Below are 24060 nucleotides of genomic sequence, written 5' to 3' on the forward strand. Positions count from 1 at the left end.
ACCGTCTTGACGCAACATCATATAGTTGCCCGAGACGCGCGGCGAGGCCGTCCTCCGACCCGCGGCCGGACCCGGTCCCCACCCCGGAAAGGCACCACCCTGCCGTACGAACAGCCCAGCCCCGGCGATGAAGCGCCCTTCCCGGTGTCCGCGCGCCGCCGCCCCGCCTTCTCCCCCGCGGCCGACGTGATCGGCTCGGAACTCGACCTGCACCTGACCGGCAGGCACGTCGTGCACGCGCTGACGCCCGGGTTCTGCGACGCGGCGTCGGTGTACCTGCTGGAGCGGTGGCTCCTGGAGGAGAACGCCTACGCGACCGCCGACCCACCGCAGATCGAGGCCCGCCGTCTGGCGCTGCGCGTGGGCGCGGACGCGCAGGAGGACTGGGAACCGCTGCTGCCGGTCGGCCAGGTCGTCGTCTTCCCCCGTGAGACGCCGTACGCGCGCGCCCTCGCCACCGGGCAGACGCAACTGCTCGACGCGGTCGACTCCCACACCTCCGAGCGGCTGAGCGCGTCCGGGCCGGGCGACGCCCGTATACACGACCTGTTGGACAGCGCGTCCTTCCTCGTCGTGCCCCTACAACTGCGGGGCACGGCCGTCGGGTTCATCGCCTGCACCCGTGGCCCGGACAAGGCGCCCTTCGTGATCGGGGAGGCCGTCGCGGTGGAGTCCCTGGCCGCGCGGGCCTGCGTGGCCCTGGACAACGCCCGCCGCTACGAACGCGAACGGCGCATGGCGCTCGCCATCCGCAACACCCTCTTCCCCGACACGGCACGGACGTTCCCGGGCTGCCAGATCGCCCACGGCTACCTTCCCGCCGGACAGGACAACATCGTCGGCGGTGACTGGTTCGACGTCCTGCGGCGGCCGGGCGGCCAGGTCAGCCTGGTGGTCGGGGACGCCATGGGGCACGGCCCCGCCTCGGCCGTGGCCATGATCCAGCTCCGTACGGCCGTCCGGACGCTGGCCGGGCTCGACATCCCGCCGACCGAGCTCATGCACCGGCTCGACGCCCTCGCCTGCGACACGCCGGGGGCGTCCTTCGCCACCTGCATGTACGCCGAGTGGGACCCGAAAGAACGCACGTGCACCCTCGTCGGCGCGGGTCACCCTCCCCCGCTGATCCGCGGCTCGGACGGACGCAGCGCCCCGGTCACCCTCACCAGCGCCGGCCTGCCCCTCGGCATCTGCACGGGCACCTACGAGCCCACCGTGCTGGACGTGACCGAGCCGACGCTGCTCCTTCTCTACAGCGACGGTCTGGTCGAAACCCGCCACGCCGACATCGACCAGGGCATCGCACAGCTCGCGCGGGCCCTCGACGCGGGCAGCACCGACCCCGCCGACGGCACCGAGGACCGGCTGCGCGCCCTCTCCCAGCGGCTGCTCGCCCCCGCCGCCGACGGCACCGGTGTCGCGGACGACCGCACCCTCCTGCTGGCCGAGTTGACCCCCCTGAAGGACTGAACGCCCGCCACCCGGCGATCCGCTCCGCCGCCCGGGCGGCGACCGGCGACCGGCGACCGGCGACCGGGTGCCAATATCCCTTTCTGTACTGCCATTTCGCCCGTACACTGTCAACTCACATGTGTGCGGGCGCTTTTGACGGGGGAGGCCGCCATGACCGGTGATCAGTTCGGCATGCACAACCAGGGTTTCACCGTCCCACCCATGCCGTCGGCACCGCCGCCGGCCCCGGCCGACGGAGCGCGCGCCGTCGCGGTCGCGGTCCTCAACCTGAGCGGTCTCGGCCTGGGCTACGCCCTCGTGCGCCGACCGCTCCTCATGGCGCTGTGCTGGGTGGCCACCGCCGCCCTGCTGCTGGCGGCGCTGCCGGCCGACGCGAACGGCGTCTCCGTGTTCGCCCTCGTCCTGTACGGCCTGTTCCTCGCCGGAGTGGCGGCGCACGGCGCGAGCGTCGGCCTGCGCACACCTCTGCTGTGGCCGGGACAGGCGCCCCTGGCCCTCGTCCTGGGCCTGGTCCTGCTCCTCGTACCGGCAGGAGGAGCCGTGCTCTACGACGGCGCCCGTGACGAAGCGGTGCAGCGGATGCTCCTGGACCGGCTCGACCACGCCGACCGGCTGGTGACGGCGGCCGGGAAGAAGCCGTTCAGCACGGGCGAGGCCGACTACCGCAGGGCGCTGACGGAGTACGGCGATCTGCTGGCCGACCACCCGGACTCCCGCGCGGCCGAGCGGGTGCCCGACCGGATGAAGACCTATTACGCGACGGTCGGCGCCGCCTACGGGCAGGGCGACAACTGTGCGGCCATACCCCCGCTGACCTTCCTGCGCACGGTTCCGGCGAAGCTGCGCGGCACGGACCTCGGGGATCTCAAGACCTGGCCCGACGACCGTCTGGCCACCTCGCTGTACACGTGCGGGGCGCAGGCACTCACCGCCGGTGAGACCACCTGGACGACCCGGTTCGGTGAACTGCTCAGCACCTTCCCCGAGTCCGGGCCGGCCGCGAAGGTGGAGCCGGCCGTGGGCTCCGCCGTCACCCGCGGGGAGAAGGACCTGCGCGGCGACGACCCCTGCGCGGCGGTCGACCGGCTGCACGGGCTCAGCTCCCAGATCGAGACCCTGCCGGGTGACAAGGCGGACATCGTCGCCGCCCTCGCCAAGGACACCCAGCGGGCGAGCGACAGTGCCGACGCGGGCGCCTACGCGTGCGGTGTCGACCAGTACCAGGACGGCGACTTCAAGACGGCGCAGACGACCCTGACCGACTACGCCTCGGCCCACAGGAACGCCGGCAACTCGGCCCGGGCGAAGAAGATCGCGATCGCGGCGGAGATCGCCCAGACGGTGCCGGCCGCGGGCAAGCACCTGCCCACGACGAGCACCGGCGGCGGCATCTCGGTCACGGTCCAGAACGACAGCCCCGACGAGGTCACCGTCCTCTACACGGGTCCCGTGACCGGCAGCTTCACCCTCAAGGGCTGCGGCGGCTGCAAGACGTACCCGTGGAGCAGCACCATCAGCCCCGGCTTCAAACCGTGCGACGACAGCGGCAGGAACTATCCGCAGCGCACGATCAGCCTGCCCGCCGGCACCACGTACTTCCTGCACAAGCCGAAGAGCGACAGTCTCTCCACGCCCGCCTCGGACACGGCGAAGCTCTCGCCCGGCTACATCTACACCGAGTGCGCGTACACGACCGAACGCCTCGGATCGGGGTTCTGAGCGAGCGCCCACCGGACCCGGCCCGCCCGGCGCTCCAACCCGGGCGCGGGGCGGGCCGGTGTCGTCCGTGCCCGAGCAGAGGGGCCCGTCGCCCGGTCGGAGCGTCCCTGCTGCGGCCGGACGGCGGGCGTGGGGAGGCCGCTCAGCATCCCCTGCCCGTAATCCGGAGCCGTCGGGTCGACGGATGGGTGCGGATCCCGGGCGGCGCACGTCATGGATGCGGCGCCCCGGAGATATCCCGGGGCGCCGCGCCGCGGTGCCGCTTCCCTGACCGCGGGGACGCCCGCCGTGTCACGCTCGACACGGCCGACTGCTTCATCCGTGATGAAGGCACCATGGTGGCCCAGTCGGAGGGCGGGCGGAGGGAATCCCTCCCCCTCGTCATACTCTCTTAAGATCTCTTCGGGCCGCCCCGCGGTCAGTTGCAGATGATGAAGTCGTCGTAGACATGCGTGCCCTGACGGCCCGCGATGTCATCGACCGCGTCACACAGAAGACGCAGGTGCTCCCTGTTCATCTCCAGGGGCGGCTCGTCGGGCTGGAACGTGGTGCGTACCGGGTAGTCCCGGCCGGGTGTGGTGGTCATCTCGATGTGACAGCCGAGGACGTGGGTGACGGCGCGGGTGCCGGCGAAGTCGGCCAGGCGGTGGATGCTGCGCCGGAAGTCGTCCCAGTGGTCGACGTACAGACGTCCGCGGTAGACGGTGTCGCCGGTCAGGAGGATGCCGGTGTGGGGGTCGTAGTAGGTGACGGCCGCCTCGTGGTGGCCGGGGGTTGCCAGACACTCCAGTACGCGGCCGCCCAGATCGAGTCGTACCGTCCGACCGGGGTCCGCCGCCAGACCGAGGAACGCCCACGCCTCTTCGATGCCGGCCCCGACGACCTCGGTGTCGGGGCGGTCGGCGAACTGGCCGTCGCCGGCGACGTGGTCCGCGTGTCCGTGCGTGTGCAGCACCAGCAACCCGTACCGCACGCGTGGGTGGGCCGCACGCCAGGTGTCGATCAGGCCGTCGACGACCCGGCGCAGCGGGAAGTGCTCCGCCTCCTCGCTGGCACCGGTGTCGACGAGCACCGCCCGCTCGTTCCCGAACAGCAGGAAGAGGAACGGTGCCTCGTAGTGCACGGCCTTGTTCTGCCGCAGGATGAAGGTGTGCTCGTCGGAGGCGTGGACCTGGATGTCGGGATCCGTGTTGTGCTTCGCCGAGGGCGAGCCGTGGATCCAGCCGACGTCCAGAGCCCGCGCCCGCGGCTCGCACCGCCCGAAGGCGATCTGGCGTTCCATCGCTCCTGTCTACCACCGCCCGCACACGGACGCCGGGGACCGGTCGTGGTCAGCGGGGGTGGTGACGGAGTCTGCCGAGTGGCCAGCACGTGGTCAGCCAGGTGATCACAGCCTCGTGCAGCGGTGCGTCCAGGTGCGCGCGGTCGGCCCGCACCCAGGAACGGACGTCCGTGTCATGGCTGTCGGAGCGGGAGGGGTAGACGTAGACGCATCCGATGACCTCGAGCGTGTCGGGCTCGATGACGCTGTAGGTGAATCCGCTGCGTCGGGCGAAGTCGTCGGCATGCCGCCGCAGGTCGGCGAGGTTCTCCTCCTCGGTCATCCCGGCCGCGGGCGGCCATTTCTGGTCCTGGAAGCCCGGGGTGGCGCGAATGTGCTCGATGCTGCCGGTCCAGGCGGCGAGGTCGGCGGCGTTGTGCCGCGGCCCCAGCGGTTCGAGGCGGAACCGCGGGGTGGCGAGATCCGGTGGGACGACGAAGTCGTCGGGGACGAAGGCTGCTCGACTCATGAAATCGACGCTACGAAACCCGCCCGGGGCATGCACGTCTTTCGGGCCGGCTGATGCCCGCGGGCAGTCGGACGCCACCCCGACCGGGCGGGGTGGCGTGCACCCAGGAAACCGGCAACGGCACCCGCCTTCAACTGCGGTCCTGCAACGGCGGGGACAACCAGAAGTGGAGCACCCGCTGACCCGGGGGCGGCCGGTTCCGACGGCCGGTACGGCGCTGCTTGGCGCGACCGGTTCCGGCGACCGGTAGCTGCCCCGCCCCTGGGTCCGGTCATGTGAAAGCCCCGTCGTGGCGTCCGGCCTGCCGACGAACCCGACGTTCCTGAGGTTCCGCCGCGGCACGGCCGTCCTGGAGAGCGTACGACTGTCCGCGGACTGCTCTGGACTCGGGCCGTTCGGAGGCAGCGGACTGGCGACCCCGGGCTCAGGCGGACGGCGTGACCGGGGAACGCAGACCGAGCCACTGCTCGGCGTCCCACGCCTGGAACCGCTCCACCTCGGTGAACCCCAGCTTCGCCGCGAGGCGCATCGAGCCGCTGTTGGCGGTCTGGGTGGTGAGCACCACCGGCTCGCCGGGGAGGACGCCGTCGAACCAGTCGAGTGCCGCCGCACACGCCTCGGCGGCGTACCCGCATCCCCACGCCCGCGGCAGGAACAGGTAGCCGAGATCGGCCCTCCCCGCGGCGGCCGGGCGGCGGTGCGCCGTCGCCCGCCTGAGCAGGATCTGGCCGATCATCGCCCCGTCGAGATCGACGACGAAACTCCCGTGCCACCGCTCGGGCACCCCGGGCAGCTCACGCTCGAGCTCGTCACGCGGGCGGGGGCCGCCGAGGTAGGTGTGCACCTCCGGCGACGACAGCAGCTCGATGAACGCCGCACGGTCCCGGGCCCCGGGCTCGCGGAGCACGAGTCTCTCGGTCCTGATCGGCTCGGGCGGCCAGGCGACGGGCCCCAGGTCTGACATGCGCGCAGGCTAACAGCCCGAGGGACACTCGAATCGGGCTCCCTCCCGACCACCGCCCGGCCGGCGCGGCGGGCCGTGCGGTGGCGGAGCCGCCCACCACGGCCGGTCCCCATCTCCTGGGCCGACCAGCCCGACCCGCCCGACCCGCCTGGCCGCCTCCCGCGCCCGCAGCCGGGTCGGCGAGCGCCTCAGCGTCGCCGCCGAGGAAGCCGTCCACGCCGCCCGCGACCTGCTGCCCGGCGCGGGCCGCTCGACCACACGCCACCCGGTCGGGGACGACCAGGACGGCGATCAGCGGGAGTACGACGAGCGTGCGGGCGCGGGCCGCGCGCACCCCGAAGCGCCGAACCAGTCCGCGGGGGGCGAACCCGAGCCGGGCGTGGCCATAGGAAGCGGCCATGGCGACCCTCCGCACGACATCGGACGGGCGCGAGTGGCCACGCTCACGGCGCTCGCCCGCAGGTGCCGCCCTCCGGGATCGAGGCGCGGTGCCCGGCGCGGCTACCTCCATGAACTCTTACGTGCCACGTAGTATCACGACGCCTCTCGGCACCCTCGGCAGCAGCTGAAGCCGTACAGGCAGCAGCCGATGAAGGTCCACCCTTCCGGAATCATGTGCCATTTATCAAGTGATACCTTAGCGTCGTGACGTCTCAGCGACCAGCACGCCAGCCACCGGCGACCGAGATCCGCCAGGGTGTCGTGCGGCTCGCCCGCAGGCTGAGCGCCGAGCGCCCCGCGGACGGGCTCAGCCCGAACAAGAACAGCGTCCTCGCCCACCTGCTGCGCGACGGCCCCATGTCGGCGGGCGCCCTCGCCGCCGCCGACCACCAGCAGCCGCAGTCCCTGACCCGCGTCTACGCCGAACTCGAACACGAGGGACTCATCAGCCGGACCCGGGACGACCACGACGGGCGCCAGCGGATGCTGGAGCTGACACCGCGCGGCCGGGAGGCCCTCGCCCGCGACATGGCCCGGCGCGACACCTGGCTGGACCTGGCCCTGGCCGACCTCACCGAGACCGAACGCCAACTGCTGCTGCTGGCCGCCGGGCTGATGAACCGTCTCGCCGACTCCCCCGCCCGCACCGCCGACCGCACGTCCCGAACCCGTTGATGGAGGCCGCCGTGCCCTGGTCCGACCACGCCATCTGGTGGCATGTCTACCCGCTGGGCTTCCTCGGCGCGGAACCCGCCGCTCTGCCGCCGGACGCCTCCCCGCGCCACCGGCTCCCGGTCCTGGCCGACTGGCTGGACCATCTGGTCGGGCTCGGCTGCAACGGCCTCGCGCTGGGTCCCGTCTTCGCCTCGGAGACGCACGGCTACGACACCGTCGACCACTTCCGTGTCGATCCCCGTCTGGGCACCGAGGACGACCTCGTCCGGCTCGTTGAGGAGGCGCGCTCCCGCGGGGTGCGCGTGCTGCTGGACGGCGTCTTCAACCACGTCGGCCGCTCGTTCGCTCCCTTCGCCGACGTGGTGCGGCACGGCGCCGCCTCCTCGTACGCCGACTGGTTCGTCTCCGACGGGGACGACTTCCGCACCTTCGAGGGCCACGGCCACCTGGTCGCCCTCAACCACGCCTCGCCGGCCGTCGCCGACCACGTCACCGACGTCATGGACCACTGGCTGGCGCGCGGTGTCTCCGGCTGGCGACTGGACGCGGCCTACGCGGTTCCCCGGACGTTCTGGCGTACCGTCTCCGACCGGGTCAGGGCCCGCCATCCCGAGGCGTGGCTGTGCGGCGAGGTGATCCACGGCGACTACGCCTCCTACGTCACCGAGGGCGGTCTGGACTCCGTCACGCAGTACGAACTGTGGAAGGCGATCTGGAGCTCGCTCAACGACGCCAACCCCCATGAACTGGCCTGGACCCTGAAGCGTCACAGCGCGCTGCTCGACGTCTTCGCCCCGCAGACGTTCGTCGGCAACCACGACGTGACGCGCATCGCCAGCCGACTGCGCGAGCCCCGCCACCTCGCGCACGCGCTGACCGTGCTGTTCACCGTCGGCGGCGTCCCGTCGGTCTACGCCGGAGACGAACGTGGCCGGCCCGGCGTCAAGGAGGAGCGGGTGGGCGGCGACGACGCCATCCGCCCCGCCTTCCCCGACTCGCCCTCCGGCCTCGGCCCCGAGGGACTGGACGTCCAGCGCCTGCACCAGACCCTGATCGGCGTCCGCCGGCGCCATCCCTGGCTGGTGCGCGCCCGCCCCCGCCAGCACACCGTCGACAACACCGTCCTCTCCTACACCCTCGACGACCCGGACAGCGGCGCCGCCGTCGCCGTCGCGCTCAACTACGGCGGCGACGCGGCCACGGCCACCGTGCCGGCCGCCGCGTGGGAGCCGGCGGCCGGCGACGCGACGACCGCCGCCGGCGACGGGACCGTCTCCCTGCCGCCCTTCGGCTGGTGCGTCGCCACCGCTCCCGCCCTTCCGTCCTGACCGCAGGACCCCTCCCCCTCCCGGGACCGCACCAGGGAAGTGGGCCGGGGCGGGCGGAAGTTGGCGGAGCACCGCTCCGTGGACGGGCGCGGCGATCCGTACGTCGTGTTGTCCACGGCTCCTGGTCGTGGACCGGCCCGGCCGCGGCGACTTCTGGTCATGGACCGGCCCGGCCGCGGCGATCGGCCGGTTCGATCGCCGCCAGCGAGGTCGTCGGCCCGGCCGAACTCCGGGACGCCTTCACGCGGTTGGCGCGCCGCTGCGCCGACGCCGCGACCGCGGGACACGCCCCGCACGCCACGGCACCCCCGCACCGGACCTGACCGCACGCGGCCCCGGATCCCCTTCCCTCGGCGGGGCGCTGAGCCGGGGCCGCGCCGAAGCCTCAGGCGATGGTGGCCAGTTGGGCGCGGTGGAGGGCGTGCTGGGGCGCCAGTCCGGCCGCGAGGCGTTCCAGCTCCGACACGACGGTGCCGCCGAGGCGCGCCAGTTCGTTGCCGAGGGACCCGGCGATGTGCGGGGTGAGGAAGACGTTGGGAAGCCGGCGCAGCGGGGAGTCGAGGGGCAGCGGTTCGGGTTCGGTGACGTCCAGCACCGCGTTGATCCGGCCGCCGACCAGCTCCTCGGTGAGCGCCTCCGGATCGATGAGCGCGCCGCGTGAGGTGTTGACGAGGGTGGCGCCGTCGGGGATCAGGGCCAGCCGTTCGCGGCTGAGCATGCGGTACGTCTCCGGGGTGTCGGGGGCGTGCACACTCACGATGTCGCTGGTGCGCAGCAGGTCGTCCAGCGGAAGGGGAACGGCGCCGAGCGCCGCCGCCCCGGCCTCGTCCACGTACGGGTCGTACAGACCGGCCGAGAGGTCGAAGGGCCGCAGCAGTTCCAGCACCCGGCGCCCCACGTGCGAGGCGCCGATGACGCCGACGCGCCGCCCGAGGTTGCCGACCGCGAGGCCGGAGGCCGGCGCCGGCGGAAGGGACTCGTCGCGGGAGCGTTCGCGGAGGCGGAAGGCGTCCTTGCCGGCGAAGAGGATCGCGGCGAGCGTGTACTCCGCGACGGGCAGTGCGTTGGCCCGTGCGGCGCTGGAGACCACGAGCCCTCGCTCCCAGAAGCCGTCCGACAGGATGCCGCGCACGCTGCCCGCCGCGTGCAGGACGGTACGGAGCCGGGGGGCCGCGTCGAGCACCCCGGCGTCGACACGGGGGCAGCCCCAGCCCGTGATCAGCACCTCGGTCCCGGCCAGTGCCTCGGCGGCTTCCGGGCGGCTGAAGTCCCGCACGACGAGTTCAGGGTCGATGTCCACCAGCTCCCGCAGCCGCTCCAGCAGAGGGGCGGGGAACAGCGCGGGCAGATGGACGGGGTCCAGGGCGAACAGGGCGCGGGGGCGTGGGGCCGTCGGCATGCAGCTCCTCCGGGAGCGGGGGACGTGGACGGGCGGGCGCCGGGGCGTCCTCCGGAAGCCGGGTGACCGGGGGCGGCACGGCAGACGTGGTCCACGCTAGGGAGAGGGCACCGCGGCGGTCAATGCCCCGTCGGTGCGCCGGACCCGCGGTGCGGTGGCGCACACCGGCCCGGCGAACGTCGCAGGGTGACGCACACCGGCCCGGCGAACGTCGCAAGGTGACGCACACCCACCCAGCAAACGTCGCAAGGCGGCGCACACCCACCCAGCGCCCGTCGCAGGATGGCGCACACCCACCCAGCAAACGTCGCAAGGTGACGCACACCCACCCAGCAAACGTCGCAAGATGGCCCACACCCACCTGTCCGACGTTGCGCGCGTATGGCGATCGTGTGGCCGGCCCGGCCGTCGCCTTCCGTCGCCGGACCCGTGCCGCCTACCGTTCCGGGTGCGGCCCCTGCCCACACACCTGACCCGCAACGCCATGTGAAGGAGCGGACATGACCGTCCAGGACGTCGACCGGGTGAGCTTCGTACGGGAGTGGGAGCAGTGGCACCGGGAGCACGAGGAGGCCCTCGCCGCCCCGCACGGCTTCCTCGCCGTCACCAGCCTGCACTGGCTGACCGCCGAGCCGACCCGTTTCGAGGACGCCCCCGGTGCCTGGTCGGCCACCGCTGCCGGAGTGGTGGTCGAACTCGCCGGGGACGAGGAACTCACCGTCGACGGCACCCCGGTCGGCGGCCGGTACGACTTCGGTGTCATCGCCGAGCGGGCCGGCGTCTACGCGGGGGCGGGCGACGCGCTGATCGAGGTCGCCAAGCGCGGCGGACACGACATCCTGCGGCCCCGCCATCCCGAGAACGCGCTGCGCACCGGCTTCAGTCACACCCCGGCCTACGCCCCCGACCCGCGCTGGGTGCTCACGGGCCGCTTCCTGCCGTTCGACGGGCCGCGCGCGGTGACCGTCGGCGCCGCCGTCGAAGGGCTGGAGCACGTCTACGACTCTCCCGGCCAGGTCGAGTTCGAACTCGCCGGTCAGACCCATCGCCTCACCGCGTTCAACGGCCGGCTCCCCGGCAGCCTCTCGGTCCTGTTCACCGACCGGACCTCCGGCGTGACCACGTACGCCGCGAACCGTTCCCTCTCCCTCGCGGCTCCCGACGCCGAGGGCCGCGTCACGCTCGACTTCAACCGTGCCGCGAACCTCCCCTGTGCCTACACCGACCTGGCGACCTGCCCGTTGCCGCCGGCGGAGAACCGGCTGCCGGTCGCGATCGAGGCGGGCGAACGCATCCCGCTGGAGCGCGGCGGGCGGCCCTGACCTGTCACTTCCGCGAGCAGGGTGCCGCTGCCCCGTCTCCGGGGTGCGGATGCTTCACAGGGCCCGGTCCAGGCCGGTGCCGGCTCGCACATCCGCAAACCCGCAGACCATCAGGCCGGCGCGGCCGGATCGCCGGTGTCCCGCCGGAGGGCCGTAGTGAGACCGCCCCCGCAGCCACGGCCGTCGCCGCGGCTTCCCCCCTCGCCATCCGCCACCCCCGACGAAAGTCGGGGGACGCCCTGGACGATCGCCGGGGGCGGCGCCGGTCGTCGCCGCCTACGCTTCCGGGATGACCGCAGACGAAACGGACGGCCGCCGACGGCCCTCGCCGTCCCCGCGGCCCCCCGACGGAACGGGCCCGCGCATGATCCGCGCCATGATCGTCGACGACGACGCCCTGGTCCGCCTCGGTCTGGCCGACCTGCTCGACGGCGACGAGGGCATCGAGGTCACCGCGCAGGCCGCCGACGGGCCGCGCGCGGTCGAACTCGCCCAGGCGCACCGGATCGACGTGGCCCTGGTCGACGTACGGATGCCCCGCATGGACGGCATCACCGCCACCGCCCGTCTGCGCGCCCTGCCCCACCCCCCGAGGGTGATCACCCTGACCACCTTCGACCTCGACGAGTACGTCTACAGCGCGCTCGCCGCCGGCGCGGACGGCTTCCTGCTCAAGGACACCGACCCGGACGAGATCCTGCGCGCGGTCCATCTCGTCGCCGCCGGCTCGGCCATGCTCCACCCCTCGGCGGCCCGCCGGCTCATCGACCGCTACCACGCCACCAGCCGCCCCCGGGCGCTGGCCGCCCGCGACCGGCTCGCCACCCTCACCCCGCGCGAACGCGACGTCCTGGGCCTGCTGGCGCAGGGCGACACGAACGCCGACATCGCCACCGCGCTCGGCATGCGGGAGAGCACCGTCAAAGCCCACGTCAGCCGCATCCTCACCGCGCTGGAGGTCACCAACCGCGTGCAGGCCGCCCTGATCGCCCGCGACGCCACCGACCTCGGCACCGGACCCGGCCGAGTCTGTGGTCACGACGCGGTGCGCGGCTCGCCGAGTGGGTGCTGACGGGTACTGACGGGCGGGCCCCGTCGCCATCGGCGAAGCGACCCGTATGCTCCGCGCCCACGACCGGCACCCTCACGCCGGCCTGGCGAACACCGCCCAGGACCTCACCGGCCGCGGCCTGACCTGGCCGCCGTCACCGCGCCGACGGACCGGCCTCAGCCTCCGCGGCCGGCTCGCGGGGTTCGTCCGGTTCCCGCAGCCGGGCGCCGACCTCCTCCGCCTCGGGATGGGCCAGTTCGGTGAGGAGGGTCAGGGCGCTTCGCCAGGCGGTGCGGGCGGCCTCCCCCTCCCCCGCCGCGGCGTGCGTGTCGCCGATCCGGACCAGGGAGAACGCCTCCTCCGACGGCACGCCCACCTGACGATAGAGGGCGAGGGCGTTGCGGTAGCCGGTGAGGGCCCGCGCGTGGTCGCCGAGCCGGTGGTGGGCGTAGGCGATGCTGTCCCAGGTGGCGGCCTCACCGACGTGGTCGCCGAGTTCCCGCTGCAGGGCCACGGCCTCCAGGCAGTGGGTGAGGGCGTCCTCGTACTCCCCGAGCGTGGCGTGGTCCCAGCCGACCGCGTTGAGCGCCGACGCCAGCGGGGCCTTCCGGCCGGTGGTCCGGAACAGTTCCAGGGCCCGCCGGTCGTGCCCGAGCCCGCAGGTCAGGTCGCCGCGCCTCTCCGCCTCCCAGCCGAGCCCCAGATGGACGTAGCCCCGCCCGATGTCGTCGCCGATCCCGGTGAAGAGTTCCAGGGCCTGTTCGAGGTGGGCGCGGGCCTCGTCGCGCAGACCGAGCCGGCCCTCCACTCTGGCCAGTCCACGCAGGGCGTGGGCCCGCAGGACGGGGTCGTCCTGTCGATGGGCCGCGTCCACCGCCGTCTGCTGGGCCCCCGCCCAGCCGTGCCAGTGACCACGCCGGTCGAAGAACCGCTCCAGACCCGAGACGAGCCGGCAGGCGAGACGTTCCCCCGCCGAGCCCGAGGCCGCGGCCGTCTCGATGACGGCGAGGAGTACCTGGTACTCCGCGGTGAGCCAGGCCAGCGCCTGGCCGTCGTCCGCCAGCGGTTGGGGCACCACTCCGCCGGGTGCCGGGGGCAGCGGGAGCACGTCCGCGTACGGCGCGATCAGCGACCCCGCCGCATGCGCCGAGTACAGGTAGTGGCCGAACAGCCGGCTCACCGCCTCCGCCCGTTCCGCCTCGCCGAGTTCGGTGCGGGCGAGCTCGGCGGCGTAGGCGCGCAGCAGGTCGTGGAAGGCGTAACGGCCTGGAATCCGCTCGCTGATGAGGTGAACACGCGACAACTCGCCCAACAGGAGTCGTGCCTGACGTATCGTCATGTCAGCCAGGGCGGCGGCCGCAGGGGCGGTGACGTCCGGGCCGGGGTGCAGCCCCAGCAGCCGCAGCAGCCGGCCCGCGTCCGGCGACAGCGCCCGCACCGACCACGAGAACACCGCCCCCACGTCCGCCGCCACGTCGGCTCGGGTGAAGGCGTCCAGGCTGCCTTCCGCCGCCCGCAGTTCGGCCGCGATCGCGGCCAGCGAGAACCCCGGATGCGCCGCCGCGCGCGCCGCGACGCACGCGAGTGCCAGCGGCAGCCCCGCACACGACGCGATGATCCCGGCCACCGCCGCCGGTTCCGCGTCCACCCGCTCCGCCCCCAGCCGCCCGGCCAGGAACTCGCGCGCCTCCTCCGCTCCCAGGGAGTGCAGGGTGAGGAAGTGCGCGCCGTGCGCGGCCACCAGGGCGGTGAGCTGGTTGCGGCTGGTGACGATGGCCAGCGATCCCGGTGACGCCGGCAGCAGCGCCCGCACGTGATCGCTGTCCCGCGCGTTGTCCAGCAGCACCAGCACCCGGCGCCCCGCCAGCAGACTCCGGTACAGCGCCGCCTGGGCGTCCACCCCGCGCGGCACCCGGTCCGGCGCCACCCCCAGCGCGGCGAGGAAGCCCCGTACCGCCTCCCCCACGCTCATCACCGCGCCCGAGGGGTCGAAGCCGCGCAGGTTCACATACAGCTGTCCGTCGGGATAGCGGGCGGCGACCCGGTGTGCCCAGTGCACCGCGAGCGCCGTCTTGCCGACCCCCGCCATTCCGCCGACCGCGCTGATCACCACCGTCCCCGCCGGCCGGCCGTCACCCGACAGCCAGCCCAGGACCTTCTCCAGCTCCGCCCGCCGACCGGTGAACGCGGCCAGGTCGTGCGGCAGTTGCGCGGGCACCGGCACCCCGGGCACCCGCCCGGCGGCGCCTTGGTCCCCGGTGCCGTCGTCCGCCGGGACCGCTGCCGTCTCGCGGGCGGCGATCCGGTGGGCCTCCCGCAGCTCCGGCCCGGGATCGATCCCCAGCTCGTCCGCCAGCCGCGCCGACACCGCCCGGTGGACGTCTCCCGCCTCGGGCCGGAGGCCGGCCGCCGCCAGCACCCGGATCAGCCGTGCCACCAGCGGCTCGTCCAGGCCCCAGACCGCGACCGCCTCCCGCAGCCGGGACACCACCGCTTCCGGCGTCCCCGCCCGCAGGGCGGCGTCGGCGGCCTCCTTCACCGCCTCGACGTACTCGCCCTCCAGCGCGCCGAACACGGCATGTCCCCGCGCCCGCGCCGGAATTCCGGAGACGGCCGGCAGCCGCCACAACGACAGCGCCGCACCGAACGACTCCACCGCACGCGCCCACTCCCCCTCCGTCCTCGCCCGTCGCGCCTCGGCCCACCGCGCACGGAACCGCAGCAGATCCAGCGACCCCGGGTCGACCACCAGCCGGTAACCGCCCGCCTCCCGCAGCAGCCAGCGGCCCGCGGCCCGCGCCGGAAGACCGGGCTCCAGCAGACGGCGTACGGCCCCCACCAGACGGCGCACCACGTTCACCGCGCTGTCCGGGGCGCCCTCGCCCCACAGCACCTCGACGATCTCCCCCACGGCGACCGGTTCACCTGCCCGCACCAGCAACAACGCCAGCAGCGCCCGCTCCTGCGGACGCCCCGGTTCCACCTCGGCCCCCGCGCGCCGGACCCGCACCGGCCCCAGCACCTCGAACCGCACCGGCTCCAGCGACATCCCTGACCCCCCACCTCGCCCGCCCCGCGCCCCGACCCTACGCCCCGCACCTTGTAACCCTGAGTTACACAATCCCGCCGTGGGCCGACAGGGTGGTGCGCGGGTCGGTCGCCGCCACGCGCCTTGGGATTGCCCATGATCGTTGCTAGCTTCGCGAGCCGTCGGAGGGTCCCGGACACCAGAGCCGAGGCGGGGCCAAGCCTATGAGCGGAGACTACGGTGACTGGTACCAGCAAGAGTCCTGACGATGCGGCCCCTCCCCCGCTCCGGCGCCGGACCTTCATCGCGTCGGCCGCCCTGACGGCGGCAGCCCCGGTCTCCGCCGCCTCCGCCCAGGCCGCCGGACTCCCGGCGAGCGAGCCGGTGCCGCCCGCTCGCGGCCCCGGGTCCGTGGCCCGTCTGCTCGCGGTACCGCATCAGGGCCGTGACATCGAGTGGCTGAGGACAGCCCTCCAGGTCGCCGTCGAACTCGAACTGGCCACCATCCCGCCGTACTTGTGCGGATGGTGGTCCATCAGGAACCGGAGCGGCGAGGCCGCGCGGCTGATCCGGCGCGTCATCGGCGACGAGATGTACCACCTGGGCGTCGTCTGCAACCTGCTGGTGGCCGTGGGCGGGCGGCCCCGGCTCACGGAAGTGGCGCCCGAGTACCCCGGTCCGCTGCCCGGCGGGGTGCGCGCCGGCGTGAACGTCTACCTGTCGGGTCTGACCAGGTCCCTCGTGCACGACGTCATGATGGCGCTCGAAGCACCCGAGAACCCGCTGGTCCGCGACGCCCACGCCTCACCCAGCATCGGCACGTTCTACGACAGTCTGCTCCGGGCGTTCAAGAGCGTGGCGCCGGACCTGTCGAAGCGAGGGCAGCTGTCCGAGCACATCGGCTCCGACGTGCTGAAGCCCGTCGACAGTCTCGCCGGTGTGGAGCGCTCCCTCAACATCATCAAGGAGCAGGGCGAGGGCAGCACGAGCTCCCCCGCCGACGCCTTCGGTGACGACCATCCGGCGCACTACTACGCCTTCGGCGAGATCTACCACGGGCGGCAGCTGCGCAAGGAGGGGAAGAGCTGGCGGTTCACGGGTTCGCCCGTGCCCTTCCCCGACACGCGTCCCATGGCACGGGTCCCGGCCGGCGGCTGGCCCCACCCGTCGGCACAGGTGCAGCGGATCCTGGACCACTTCGACGACTCCTACGCCACCGTGCTGGACGCGCTCGAAGGGGCCTGGGCCGGCGGCGACGCGAGCGCGCTGCGCGCGGCCGTGCACGCGATGCGCGGGATGGAGGGGCCCGCCGTGGAGCTGATGGACATCACCATCCCCGACGCGCCGGGCAACTACGGGCCGCAGTTCCGGCCGCCCCTCGCCGGGCGCGGCTGACCGGGCGCGACGCCCCGCCGTCGTCCGGCCCTGCGGACCGCCCGTCGCATCAGGCGCACCCACTCCCCCATTCACATCGGATCTCTGATCGACGCAGCACGCATATTGACGCGCCTGGCCCCCGCTCATACCTTGAATCACGAAATAGATCCGATGAATCCTCGGATCACGCAGGCCCGGCCGACAGCTCGCCGAGCGGCCGGGCCCGCACCGGGCCCGCGGACACCCATCGATCGGGGATGTGACATGAACCCATCAAGGCGCAGTGTGCTCGCGGCCGGCGGCTTACTGGCCGGAGGGACCGTCCGGGCGATGACCCCGCCGGCGTCCTCCGCCACGGCCGCGTCCCCGACGGACGGCTGGAGCACAACCGCCTTCACCTACGCCCTGCAGAAGCCGTGGAACCTCGCCCCGAGCGACCGGTACACCTACAGCGGCGGCGTGCACCGCATGTGGGTGTACAGCAGCGACGAGCCTCTGTCGCAGGGCAGTTCCACCGATCCGCGCACCGAGATGCGCTGGAACCAGGAGTACACCTCCGGGCACCACATGTGGGACGCCGACGTGTACCTCCCCGCGGGCACGAACGGCGCGACCTTCGTGCAGATCCTGCGCGTGGTCCACCCCGCGGGCACCCCCGCCACGGACCTCATGCCCAACGTCCACAGCGCGAACGGCGGCACGGTACGGGCCTTCGACACCACCGTGCTCAAGACGAACGCCTTCGCCACATGGTTCAACGTCAAACTCGCCCACGACGCCTCGGGCGGCACCGTCCGGGTCTACTTCGACGACACGCCGGTGCTGACGAGGCAGGACCGCGGCCCGGCCACCCGGCACTTCAAGAACGGCGTCTACCACCACGGCGGCGGCCGCGCCGAGGCGCGCTTCCGCGACCTCACGTACTGGACGCGGTGAGCGGCGCCCGAGCGAACGGCACACACCGCGCCCGACCCCGCCGGACCGCGTCGGCGTGCACTCCCCGCCGCCCGGCCGACCGGACCCTGACGGTTCGGCCCACCACGGCCTCCCCCCTCTCCCCTGACCTGTCCCTCTCGTTGGAGGCACCCGCATGACCTCTCGCAGAGCAGTCCTCGGCTCGGCCCTGGGCGGTACGACCCTCGCCGCCCTCCCCACGGCCGCCCACGCGACCGGCGCCTCCGCCGACGCCGGCCCGGCCGCCGCTCCCGGCGTCCACGCCCCCTGGACCCTCCGCAACCGCATGGGCTCGGCCGACGCGTGGTCCGCGTTCCTGCGCGGCCAGGACCTGGTGTGGCACCACCTGCCCACGGTGTGGCACGAGGGACCGTTCCTCGGGGACGGACGGCTCGGCAGCATGGTGTACCGGGAACCGGGCACCAACAGCGTCCGGTTCACCGTCCAGCACGGTGAAGTGCAGGACCACCGGCCCGAGTTCGGCAGCGGCTGGGGCACCTGCCGGCTGCCCGTGGGCCATCTGACCCTGGACCCGGCCGGCACCGTCACCGCCGTCGACTGGCGCCTGAGCCTGTGGAACGCCGAACTCACCGGCACGGTCACCACCGACAAGGGCACCCTGAAGCTGTCCGCCCTCGTCCACGACGGGATATTCGCGGCCCGCGTGAGCGCCACCGGCGACGAGAAGGTCACCTGGACCTTCCACCCCGAGGAGGCCCTCAGCCCCCGGCGGATCAGCGAGGAGCCACCGGCCGGCTACGTCCAGAACCCGCCCTGGACCACCCAGGCCACCGGCGACGTCCAGCAGGTCCTGCAGCCACTCGTCGGCGGCGGACAGACCGCGACGGCCTACCGCCGCACCAAGGACACCCTGCTGCTCAACGTGAGCCACAGCTTCCCCTCCGGCACCCGGGCCGCCGCCGACTCGCTCAGGAAGATCCGGCAGGCCGGCACGTACACGGCGCTGCGCAAGCGGCACACCGGATGGTGGCAGGCGTTCTACCGCAAGAGCTTCGTCTCGATCCCCGACGAGCGGCTGCAGAGCTTCCACTGGATCCAGCTCTACAAGGTCGCGTCGGCCAGCCGGGCGGGCGGACCCGTGATGGCCACCTCCGGGCCCTGGCTGGAGCCCACGCCGTGGCCCGCCGTGTGGTGGAACCTCAACCTCCAGCTGGAGTACTGGCTCATCCACGGCTCCAACCACCTGGAACTCGACGCCCTCGCCACCACTTTGCGGCAGAACCAGGAGCAGCTGACCGCGAACGTGCCCGCCGCCTACCGGCCGGACAGCGCCGGAGTCGGCCGCAGTTCGGACATGTTCGCCCAGCGCGGAGTCGGCACCCCCGGCAGCGGCGCCGAGGTCGGCGATCTGACCTGGGCCCTGCACAACGCGTGGCTCAGCTACCGCCACACCATGGACCGGTCACTGCTGCGCGACACGGTGTTCCCCCTGCTGCGCCGCGCGGTCAACTACTACCTGCACTTCCTCCAGCCCGGCGACGACGGCAAGCTGCACCTGCCCTCGACGCTCTCCCCGGAGTACCCCGTGGTGCCCCCGCGGGACACCAACTACGACCTGGCGCTGATCCGTTGGGGCTGCACCACTCTGCTGGAGGCGAGCGCGCGGCTGAAGATCGACGACCCGCTGAAGCAGCGCTGGCAGGAGGTGCTGGCCAAGCTCACGCCGTACCCGGTGGACGACAACGGCTTCATGATCGGCGGGGACACCCCCTACGCGCAGTCCCACCGTCACTACTCGCACCTGCTCATGGTGTACCCCCTCTACCTGGTGAACTGGGACCAGCCGGAGCAGCGCGAGCTGATCGAGAAGTCGGTGGTCCGCTGGCACGCGCTGACCGGCGCCCACCGCGGATACAGCTACACGGGGGCCGCGTCGCTGTACGCGATGATGGGCCGCGGGGACACCGCGCTCACCTATCTGAAGAAGTTCTTCGACCCGACCACGCGCTACCCGTGCCGGGCCAACACGCACTACACGGAGGCCGGTCCGGTCATCGAGACCCCGCTCTCGGCGTCACAGTCCCTGCACGACATGCTCTGCCAGAGCTGGGGCGGTGTCGTGCGGGTGTTCCCCGCCGTACCGGCCGCCTGGGCCGATGTCACCCTGCACGACTTCCGCACCCAGGGTGCCTTCCTCGTCAGCGCGGTCCGCGCGGGCGGTGTCACCCGCTTCGTGCGCGTGCGGAGCCTGGCCGGGGAGCCGCTCGTGATCCGCCACTCCCTGTCGGGCGGCCAGGTGACCGCGCTGCTCGACGACGGGAGGGTGGCCCGCACCCGGGAGCAGGGCGACGGCACCCTCGCCGTGGAACTCGCCAGGAACCGCGAGGTACTGCTGTACACGGGGGCGCGGCCCGCCCTCGACATCGCTCCGGTCGGCGTCAGCGAGCCGGGCGAGCCGTGGGGACTGCCGTAACCCACGACTCGCCGCCGGGAGGACGTGTGCGGGAGGGATGCGGGCCCACCGCACACGTCCGGCACAACGGACGGCGGGCCCGGCGGACCGTGGTCCGCGGGCCCGCCGTCCGGGTGCCGCCTGCCGGTGAGCGGACTCAGTCCGTGCCGGACTCCATCGCGGCGCGGTCCAGCATGGTCTCCTCGTCCGTGGCCTCGCCGCGGGAGGCGATCACCTCGGCGCCGCCCTCGTCCATGGCGCCGATCAGACCGGTCGAGGCCGCCTGCGCGGCACCGATCAGCGTCGGGTGGGCGGTGCCGACCATGCCCAGGCCCGCGTACTGCTCCAGGCGGGCGCGGGAGTCGGCGATGTCGAGGTTGCGCATGGTGAGCTGGCCGATCCGGTCCACCGGGCCGAACGCCGAGTCCTCGGTGCGCTCCATGGAGAGTTTGTCCGGGTGGTAGCTGAACGCCGGGCCCGTGGTGTCGAGGACCGAGTAGTCCTCGCCGCGCCGCAGCCGCAGGGTCACCTCACCGGTGACCGCCGCGCCGACCCAGCGCTGCAGCGACTCGCGGATCATCAGCGCCTGCGGGTCCAGCCAGCGGCCCTCGTACATCAGCCGGCCGAGCCGCCGGCCCTCGTTGTGGTAGGCGGCCAGGGTGTCCTCGTTGTGGATCGCGTTGACCAGGCGCTCGTAGGCGATGTGCAGCAGGGCCATGCCGGGCGCCTCGTAGATGCCGCGGCTCTTGGCTTCGATGATCCGGTTCTCGATCTGGTCGGACATGCCCAGACCGTGCCGGCCGCCGATCGCGTTGACCTCCATGACGAGGTCGACCGGGGAGGCGAACTCCTTGCCGTTGACGGTGACCGGGCGGCCCTGGTCGAAGCCGATCGTCACGTCCTCGGCGGTGATGTCCACCGCCGGGTCCCAGAACCGCACGCCCATGATCGGGTCGACCGTCTCGATGCCGGTGTCGAGGTGCTCCAGCGTCTTGGCCTCGTGCGTGGCACCCCAGATGTTGGCGTCCGTGGAGTACGCCTTCTCCGTCGAGTCCCGGTAGGGCAGCCCGTGGGCGAGCAGCCACTCCGACATCTCCTTGCGGCCGCCGAGCTCCGTGACGAAGTCCGCGTCCAGCCAGGGCTTGTAGATCCGCAGGTGCGGGTTGGCGAGCAGCCCGTAGCGGTAGAACCGCTCGATGTCGTTGCCCTTGAACGTGGAGCCGTCGCCCCAGATCTGCACCCCGTCCTCGAGCATGGCCCGCACCAGCAGCGTGCCGGTCACCGCGCGCCCCAGGGGCGTGGTGTTGAAGTACGGCCGGCCGCCCGACCTGATGTGGAAGGCACCGCACGCGAGCGCCGCCAGCCCTTCCTCGACCAGCGCGGCACGGCAGTCGACGAGCCGGGTGATCTCGGCGCCGTAGGCGGAGGCGCGGCCGGGCACCGAGGCGATGTCGGGCTCGTCGTACTGGCCGATGTCGGCGGTGTACGTGCACGGTACGGCGCCCTTGTCGCGCATCCAGGCGACGGCGACCGACGTGTCGAGCCCGCCGGAGAAGGCAATGCCGACGCGCTCGCCGGTGGGGAGGGAGGTGAGGACCTTGGACATGGCAAGATTATGCAACTTCCCGCATGATCATGCAACACGGCGAGGTGAAGGGCGCCCTCCGGCCGTCTCGGTGCCCGTTCTCCGCGTCCGGGCGGTCCCCGGGGCCGGTCCCCCGGTACGCCCGTGCCTCAGTACCTGCCGCCCCTGCCCAGGCGCTGGAGCACGGCCGTCGCCATGGCCTGCTCGCCCTTGGCGTTGGGGTGGGCGGGGGCCGCCGGGGACGCCGGGCGCAGCGGTTCGATCCAGCGGTCGGCCGGCGCCTTGCACATGTCGTGGTCGCGGGTGGGACCGTAGGTGTCGACGTACTCGGCGCGGTTCAGCGCGGCCACCAGCCGGAGCATCAGGTTGAGCCGCTTGGTGGTGTCGCGCAGGTAGGGGAAGTCCTTCGCCGCGAACGGCACCGAGGGGTAGCAGCCGCTGCCGTCGTCGGGCAGCAGGTCCGGATACCCGACGACGAGCACCCGGGCGTGCGGCGCCCTGGCGTGCACGGACCGGAGCACCCGCGCCACCTTCGGCGCGGTCTCCAGCACCGCGAGGGCCAGGCGGTCGACGCCGGTGGAGGCGTAGTAGCGCTGGCACGGGTTGCCCGCCAGGTCCTGGGAACCGAGCTGGGCGCAGGTGCCGATGATGGAGCCGAACCCGATGTCGTTGCCACCGATCTGGAGGGTCACCAGGTCGGTGTCGCGGTTCACGGCGTCCAGTTGGGGATCGTTGGTCCCCTGCGCCTTCCACATCTCCTCGGTCGTCGCCCCGGAACAACTCACGTCCTTGAGCACGACCGCTCTTCGGGCCGCCGCCAGCAGCGAGGGGTAGTTGTGGTCGGAGCGGGCGCAGTCCGCGTCCACCTGGTCCGGGATGAGGGGGCCCGAGGTGTAGGAGTCGCCGAGGGCGACGTAGTCGGTGTCCCGGCCGCCGCCCGAGCCGTGGGCGGTGGCCGGCGCCGCGAGCACCACCACGAGGGCGCAGCCGCCGACCGCTGCCACGGCGGTCCTGACGCGACGGCGGGCCGGCGCCGGTGCGACAGGACGCGGGTCACGGTTCATGAGGGGCCTCCCCTGGTTGGAGCGCACGGCGGGGCGAGGTCCGCAGGCGGTCCTCCCCCGTTCGACCTGGCTTGTATACCGGCCGGTACGGCATATCGGCCAGAGGTGGGCGGCAAGGAATCAGGACGAGCGGAGCGCCTGCGGTGAAACTCCGCGTTCCGACCCGCCGGAAACATGAACTGGTGTACGCGTGCGCGCCGTTGGGACGTACGTTGGGCGCAGCACACTTCACGCCTCGGCCGAAAGACGGACGCCTCCCATGACCGATCCCACAACACCGCCCTCCGCAGAGCCGCACCAGAAGATCGACACGTCGGTGCCGCACTCGGCCCGGATCTGGAACTACTGGCTGGGCGGCAAGGACAACTACCCCGTCGACGAGGAGGCCGGCGACGCGTACACGGCCGTCTTCCCCGGGATCGTCACCATCGCCCGCGGCAGTCGCGCCTTCCTCCGCCGCAACATCACGCACCTGGTCGCCGAGGCGGGCATCAGGCAGTTCCTGGACATCGGCACGGGCCTGCCGACGGCCGACAACACCCACGAGGTGGCCCAGCGGATCGCCCCCGAGTCACGGATCGTCTACGTCGACAACGACCCCCTGGTCCTGACACACGCCCGCGCCCTGCTCTACTCCACCGCGGAGGGCGCGACCGCCTACGTCGACGCCGACGTGCTGGACCCGGACCGCATCCTGGAGGCCGCCGCCAGGACGCTGGACTTCAGCCGGCCGACCGCCCTGATCCTCAGCAACATCCTGGGGCACATCGGCGACTACGACCAGGCCCGTTCCATCGTCACCCGGCTGACGGCCGCGCTGCCCTCCGGCAGCTACCTGTCGATCAACGACGGCTCACGGGGCTTCGACCCGGTCTTCGAGCAGGCGCAGGACGCCTACAACGAGAGCGGCGCGGTCCCCTACAACCTGCGGACCCCCGACCAGATCACCGCGTTCTTCGACGGCCTCGAACTGCTGGAGCCGGGCGTCGTGTCCGTCGTCCACTGGCGCCCGGACGCCGGCGCCCCCGCGCAGGACGCCGTCGCCGAGCACGGCGGACTGGCCCGCAAGCCCTGAAGTACCGCGCACGTGTGAGGCGGCCGTCCGTCCTGCGACGACGGCCGCCTCACACGCCGCAGCGTGGGACGCCGCGGGAACCTCCGGCCGGGCTTTCGCTTCGCCGCCCGGCGCGAGCGGGTCAGCCGCGCGGACGCTCGAAGGTCAGCAGGAGGCCCTCGACGGCTCCGGGACCGATGCGGCCCTTGACGTCGGCCGAGGTGATGGCCTTCAGGGCCCAGCCGTCCCCCGCGTGCTTGTTGAGGACCTTCTCCAGCTTGTCGCTGTCCAGCGCGTCGCCGATCAGCGACTCCCTGAAGCTGACGACCTTGTACTCGTAGGTGTACGGGGTGCTCATGGTGGCGAAGCCTTCCTTCGGCCGCTGGGGCCAGGGTGATGTGGTGCCGGCCGGGACCAGCCAAG

The 24060-nt window shown here is 72.9% G+C and carries 18 protein-coding genes; 10 read left to right on the forward strand and 8 right to left on the reverse strand.

Annotated features, from left to right (window positions below):
* Window positions 1-144: 144 nt before the first annotated feature.
* On the forward strand, window positions 145-1470 hold the full coding sequence (locus AC07AZ_RS17365; RefSeq protein WP_478848493.1) for a PP2C family protein-serine/threonine phosphatase: 1326 nt from the start codon (window positions 145-147) through the stop codon (window positions 1468-1470).
* Window positions 1471-1623: 153 nt separating this feature from the next.
* Window positions 1624-3192 (forward strand): hypothetical protein, encoded by a 1569-nt coding sequence (locus tag AC07AZ_RS17370; protein WP_478848495.1) that lies wholly within the window; start codon window positions 1624-1626, stop codon window positions 3190-3192.
* 418 nt (window positions 3193-3610) lie between these two features.
* Here the strand turns inward: AC07AZ_RS17370 and AC07AZ_RS17375 are convergent, their stop codons facing one another.
* The 3 genes from AC07AZ_RS17375 to AC07AZ_RS17385 form a co-directional block, all read right to left on the reverse strand.
* Window positions 3611-4474: an MBL fold metallo-hydrolase gene (locus AC07AZ_RS17375; RefSeq protein WP_478848497.1), complete on the reverse strand. Its 864-nt coding sequence runs from the start codon at window positions 4472-4474 to the stop codon at window positions 3611-3613.
* A gap of 49 nt (window positions 4475-4523) precedes the next feature.
* Window positions 4524-4982, reverse strand: coding sequence for a GNAT family N-acetyltransferase (locus AC07AZ_RS17380; RefSeq protein ID WP_478848499.1), 459 nt, complete (start codon window positions 4980-4982; stop codon window positions 4524-4526).
* Window positions 4983-5406: 424 nt separating this feature from the next.
* The gene (locus AC07AZ_RS17385; protein WP_478848501.1) at window positions 5407-5946 is read right to left on the reverse strand and encodes a GNAT family N-acetyltransferase; all 540 of its coding nucleotides are present in this window, start codon (window positions 5944-5946) and stop codon (window positions 5407-5409) included.
* A gap of 645 nt (window positions 5947-6591) precedes the next feature.
* Here AC07AZ_RS17385 and AC07AZ_RS17390 point away from each other — a divergent pair.
* Together AC07AZ_RS17390 and AC07AZ_RS17395 are read left to right on the forward strand one after the other, a co-directional pair.
* Window positions 6592-7062, forward strand: a complete 471-nt coding sequence (locus AC07AZ_RS17390; RefSeq protein ID WP_478848503.1) for a MarR family winged helix-turn-helix transcriptional regulator — start codon at window positions 6592-6594, stop codon at window positions 7060-7062.
* A gap of 11 nt (window positions 7063-7073) precedes the next feature.
* A complete protein-coding gene (locus AC07AZ_RS17395; RefSeq protein WP_478848505.1) occupies window positions 7074-8390 on the forward strand; it encodes an alpha-amylase family protein in 1317 nt (438 codons plus the stop codon).
* 385 nt (window positions 8391-8775) lie between these two features.
* Here AC07AZ_RS17395 and AC07AZ_RS17400 read toward each other — a convergent pair whose 3' ends face one another.
* A complete protein-coding gene (locus tag AC07AZ_RS17400) occupies window positions 8776-9789 on the reverse strand; it encodes a hydroxyacid dehydrogenase (RefSeq protein ID WP_478848507.1) in 1014 nt (337 codons plus the stop codon).
* Between the two features lie 500 nt (window positions 9790-10289).
* On the opposite strand from AC07AZ_RS17400, the gene AC07AZ_RS17405 reads away from it, so the two are divergent.
* A complete protein-coding gene (locus AC07AZ_RS17405) occupies window positions 10290-11111 on the forward strand; it encodes a DUF1684 domain-containing protein (protein WP_478848509.1) in 822 nt (273 codons plus the stop codon).
* 364 nt (window positions 11112-11475) lie between these two features.
* Entirely contained in the window at window positions 11476-12183 is a 708-nt protein-coding gene (locus AC07AZ_RS17410) for a response regulator (RefSeq protein WP_478848696.1), read from the forward strand.
* A gap of 133 nt (window positions 12184-12316) precedes the next feature.
* Here the strand turns inward: AC07AZ_RS17410 and AC07AZ_RS17415 are convergent, their stop codons facing one another.
* Window positions 12317-15211 (reverse strand): AfsR/SARP family transcriptional regulator, encoded by a 2895-nt coding sequence (locus AC07AZ_RS17415; RefSeq protein ID WP_478848511.1) that lies wholly within the window; start codon window positions 15209-15211, stop codon window positions 12317-12319.
* A gap of 219 nt (window positions 15212-15430) precedes the next feature.
* On the opposite strand from AC07AZ_RS17415, the gene AC07AZ_RS17420 reads away from it, so the two are divergent.
* From AC07AZ_RS17420 to AC07AZ_RS17430, 3 genes are all read left to right on the forward strand, one after another.
* The gene (locus AC07AZ_RS17420; protein WP_478848513.1) at window positions 15431-16585 is read left to right on the forward strand and encodes a ferritin-like domain-containing protein; all 1155 of its coding nucleotides are present in this window, start codon (window positions 15431-15433) and stop codon (window positions 16583-16585) included.
* Between the two features lie 246 nt (window positions 16586-16831).
* Entirely contained in the window at window positions 16832-17503 is a 672-nt protein-coding gene (locus AC07AZ_RS17425) for a polysaccharide lyase family protein (RefSeq protein ID WP_478848515.1), read from the forward strand.
* A gap of 154 nt (window positions 17504-17657) precedes the next feature.
* Window positions 17658-19955 (forward strand): glycosyl hydrolase family 95 catalytic domain-containing protein, encoded by a 2298-nt coding sequence (locus tag AC07AZ_RS17430; RefSeq protein WP_478848517.1) that lies wholly within the window; start codon window positions 17658-17660, stop codon window positions 19953-19955.
* Between the two features lie 136 nt (window positions 19956-20091).
* On the opposite strand, the gene argG is transcribed toward AC07AZ_RS17430, so the two are convergent.
* Both argG and AC07AZ_RS17440 read right to left on the reverse strand, forming a co-directional pair.
* Window positions 20092-21540 (reverse strand): argininosuccinate synthase, encoded by a 1449-nt coding sequence (gene argG / locus AC07AZ_RS17435; RefSeq protein WP_478848519.1) that lies wholly within the window; start codon window positions 21538-21540, stop codon window positions 20092-20094.
* A 128-nt stretch (window positions 21541-21668) separates the two neighbouring features.
* Window positions 21669-22583, reverse strand: coding sequence for an SGNH/GDSL hydrolase family protein (locus tag AC07AZ_RS17440; protein ID WP_478848521.1), 915 nt, complete (start codon window positions 22581-22583; stop codon window positions 21669-21671).
* Window positions 22584-22842: 259 nt separating this feature from the next.
* Here AC07AZ_RS17440 and AC07AZ_RS17445 point away from each other — a divergent pair, with 259 nt between their 5' ends.
* A complete protein-coding gene (locus AC07AZ_RS17445; RefSeq protein WP_478848523.1) occupies window positions 22843-23658 on the forward strand; it encodes an SAM-dependent methyltransferase in 816 nt (271 codons plus the stop codon).
* 121 nt (window positions 23659-23779) lie between these two features.
* On the opposite strand, the gene AC07AZ_RS17450 is transcribed toward AC07AZ_RS17445, so the two are convergent.
* Window positions 23780-23995 (reverse strand): DUF4177 domain-containing protein, encoded by a 216-nt coding sequence (locus AC07AZ_RS17450; protein WP_478848525.1) that lies wholly within the window; start codon window positions 23993-23995, stop codon window positions 23780-23782.
* Between the last annotated feature and the right edge of the window lie 65 nt (window positions 23996-24060).

This window comes from Streptomyces sp. NPDC043878 (assembly GCF_056435735.1).